The sequence below is a fragment of the Sphingomonas segetis genome, from assembly GCF_009720245.1.
Lineage (GTDB): Bacteria > Pseudomonadota > Alphaproteobacteria > Sphingomonadales > Sphingomonadaceae > Sphingomicrobium > Sphingomicrobium segetis.
In genome coordinates, this window is the sequence record NZ_WJSQ01000242.1 from 1 (window position 1) to 2,540 (window position 2,540).

Here is a 2,540-nt window from a genome sequence, read left to right on the forward strand (position 1 = left end):
GAGCAGGAGCTGGCGCTGAGTTCCGCCGATCCCGGCGTGGCCGAGGCGCACCGCAAGATGCAGCGCGCCTATCTCGAGCGCGCGAGTGTCGGGGGCCGCCCGGAGGCCCAGCTGCCGCCGCAGCCGATCGCCTAGCTTTCGTCGGTCGCGGCGAGGCGCCGGCGGGTTTGTTCGACCAGCGCGGAGCGGGCTTCGGACCGTGCTGCTTCCAGCCGGCCATAAGCGTTCGCTTTTTCCGCCTTCAGCTCGTCGGCGAAACGGCCGGCGCGCACTTCCCGAAGCACCTCGGCCATCCGTTCGCGGACGCCTTCATCGACCATCCGCCTGCCGCCGAGCAGCGCGCCGAGTTCGGCGGTGTTCGAGATCGCCTCGCGCATTCCCGCGATCCCGCATGCCTCGATCAACTCGGCGATGAGGTGCAACTCGCCGACGCATTCGAGATAGGCGACCTCCGGCGAGATGCCGCCCTCGACGAGCGTCTCAAAGCCGGCGATCAACAGCTCGGGCACGCCGCCCCACACCACCGCCTGCTCGTTGAACAGATCGGCTTCGGCCTCCTCGGCAAAGTTCGACGCGATCAGCCCGGCGCGTCCGCAGCCGATCGCGCGGCCATAGGCGAGGGCGATGTCGCGGGCGTCGCCAGTCGCGTCGCGCTCGACCGCCCACAGCGCGATCATCCCCTTGCCCTGCTCGTACAGCGAGCGAAGCGCGGTGCCGGGCCCCTTGGGCGCGACCATAAAGATGTCGAGGTCCGGGCGCGGATCAACAAAACCGAAGCGCACCGACAGACCGTGGCTGAACCCGAGCGCCGCGCCGTCGCGCAGCTGCGGCTCGACCTCCTGGTAGAGGGAGGCGTGGGTCTCGTCCGGCGCGAGCATCATCACCACGTCGGCTGATCCGACCGCCTCCTCGATCAGCGCGGTCCGCAAGCCGTTGGCTTCCGCCTCACGGGTGCTTCCCGATCCACCGCGCAGCCCGACGACCACGTCGATGCCGCTGTCCTTGAGGTTCAGCGCCTGCGCCCGGCCCTGGTTGCCGTAGCCGAGGATCGCAACGCGCTTCCCCGCGAGCGGTGCGGGATCGATGTCGGCGTCGCGGAGCAGGTCCATGGCGCGCGCCTAGCCTTTCGCTTGCAACAGGGCCAGCACATCGCCGAGGCGGTCCAGGTCGAGCGGCTCCTGGAAACGCGGCCAATCCGGCGGCGGCTGGTGCGCGAACCAGGTATATTGGCGCTTCGCATAGCGCCGCGTCGCCTGCTGGCCTGCGGTGACGGCCTCGTCGAGCGATGTCTCGCCGAGCAGGTATCGCGAGAGCTCGGGGACGCCGATCGCGCGCATCACCGGCAGGTTCGGGTTGAGCTTGCGCGCGAGCAAGGCCTCGACTTCGGCCACCGCGCCGGAATCGATCATGTGCGCGAAGCGATCGTTGCAGCGGGCGTAGAGCCACTTTCGGGGGGGAAGGAGGACCAGAGGCCGGAGCGCGATCCGGTCCGCGATCGCGCCCTCGCGGTCCTTCTGCCATTCCGCCAGCGTGCGGCCGGTCGACAGGATCACCTCGAGGGCGCGGCTGATTCGCGCCGCGTCAGCCGGGTTAAGGTGAGCGGCGGCGTCCGGATCGAGCGCTCGAAGCTTCGCGACATTATCATCGAGCGGCGTCTGGCGGACGGACGCGCGCACGTCCGGATCGATCGCCGGCACGGGCGCGATGCCGTCGAGCAGCGTTCGGAGGTAAAGCCCGGTCCCGCCCGCCAGGATTGGCGTTCGGCCGCCCGAGTGGATGTCGGCTATTGCGCCTCGCGCCATCTCTGCCCATTCCGCGGCCGAGCAGGGGAGGGCGCCGTCCTTGACGCCGTAGAGCCGATGTTCGGCGGCGTTCAGTTCCTCGTCGGTCGGCGCTGCGCTGAGGATGCGCAGGTCGCGGTAGATTTGCGCGCTGTCGGCATTGACGATCACGCCGCCGGTTTGCTGAGCAAGGGCGAGCGCCAGCGCCGACTTGCCGCTCGCGGTCGGTCCGGCGATGAGGATCAGTGGAGGATTTTGGCGAACCATGGCGATCGCGACGCTGATAGCAGCGGGACGGCTCGATGACAGGCTGGTGGACCGCGTCCTCGGCCTGCTGCGCGAGCTGGATCCGAAGGCGGCGTTCCTTCACTGGATCGACGAGGGCGACGCCGCGGACCTGCGCTTCTCCGGCGATGCGAGATCGGCGCGCTGGGCGCTGGAGGCGCTCGATGACGTGGATATTGTCGTCCAGGCCGACGAACCGCGCTGGAAGCGGTTGCTGGTCGCCGACATGGATTCGACGATCATCGGCCAGGAATGCATCGACGAGCTCGCCGATTACGTCGGCCTCAAGGAAAAGGTCGCGCGGATCACCGAGCGCGCGATGCAGGGGGAGCTCGATTTCTCGGGCGCGCTGCGCGAGCGCGTGCGGCTTCTCGCCGGCCTCGACGAACGCGCGCTGCGGCGCTGCCTCGCCGAACGCGTCGAGGTCACCGCGGGCGCGGAAACGCTCGTCCAGACCATGCGCGCGGGCGGGTC

The 2,540-nt window shown here is 69.5% G+C and carries 3 protein-coding genes; 1 reads left to right on the forward strand and 2 read right to left on the reverse strand.

The genetic code is table 11. The annotated features are described in order from the left end of the window. Positions 1-131: 131 nt before the first annotated feature. Positions 132-1,109 carry a ketol-acid reductoisomerase gene (gene ilvC, locus GH737_RS14335; protein ID WP_155265449.1) on the reverse strand — a complete coding sequence of 326 codons (978 nt, stop codon included), beginning with the start codon at positions 1,107-1,109 and terminating at the stop codon, positions 132-134. Between the two features lie 9 nt (positions 1,110-1,118). Then, positions 1,119-2,048 (reverse strand): tRNA (adenosine(37)-N6)-dimethylallyltransferase MiaA, encoded by a 930-nt coding sequence (gene miaA / locus GH737_RS14340; protein ID WP_155265450.1) that lies wholly within the window; start codon positions 2,046-2,048, stop codon positions 1,119-1,121. Here miaA and GH737_RS14345 point away from each other — a divergent pair. Then, positions 2,047-2,540, forward strand: a 494-nt coding sequence (locus GH737_RS14345) for an HAD family hydrolase (protein ID WP_476749622.1), incomplete at its 3' end; no start/stop codon positions are given. The genes miaA and GH737_RS14345 overlap by 2 nt on opposite strands.

Excerpts from the sequence above, each read along its gene's own strand:
- ilvC (WP_155265449.1), bottom strand. The coding sequence starts at position 1,109 with ATGGACCTGCTCCGCGACGCCGACATCGATCCCGCACCGCTCGCGGGG.
- miaA (WP_155265450.1), bottom strand. The coding sequence starts at position 2,048 with ATGGTTCGCCAAAATCCTCCACTGATCCTCATCGCCGGACCGACCGCG.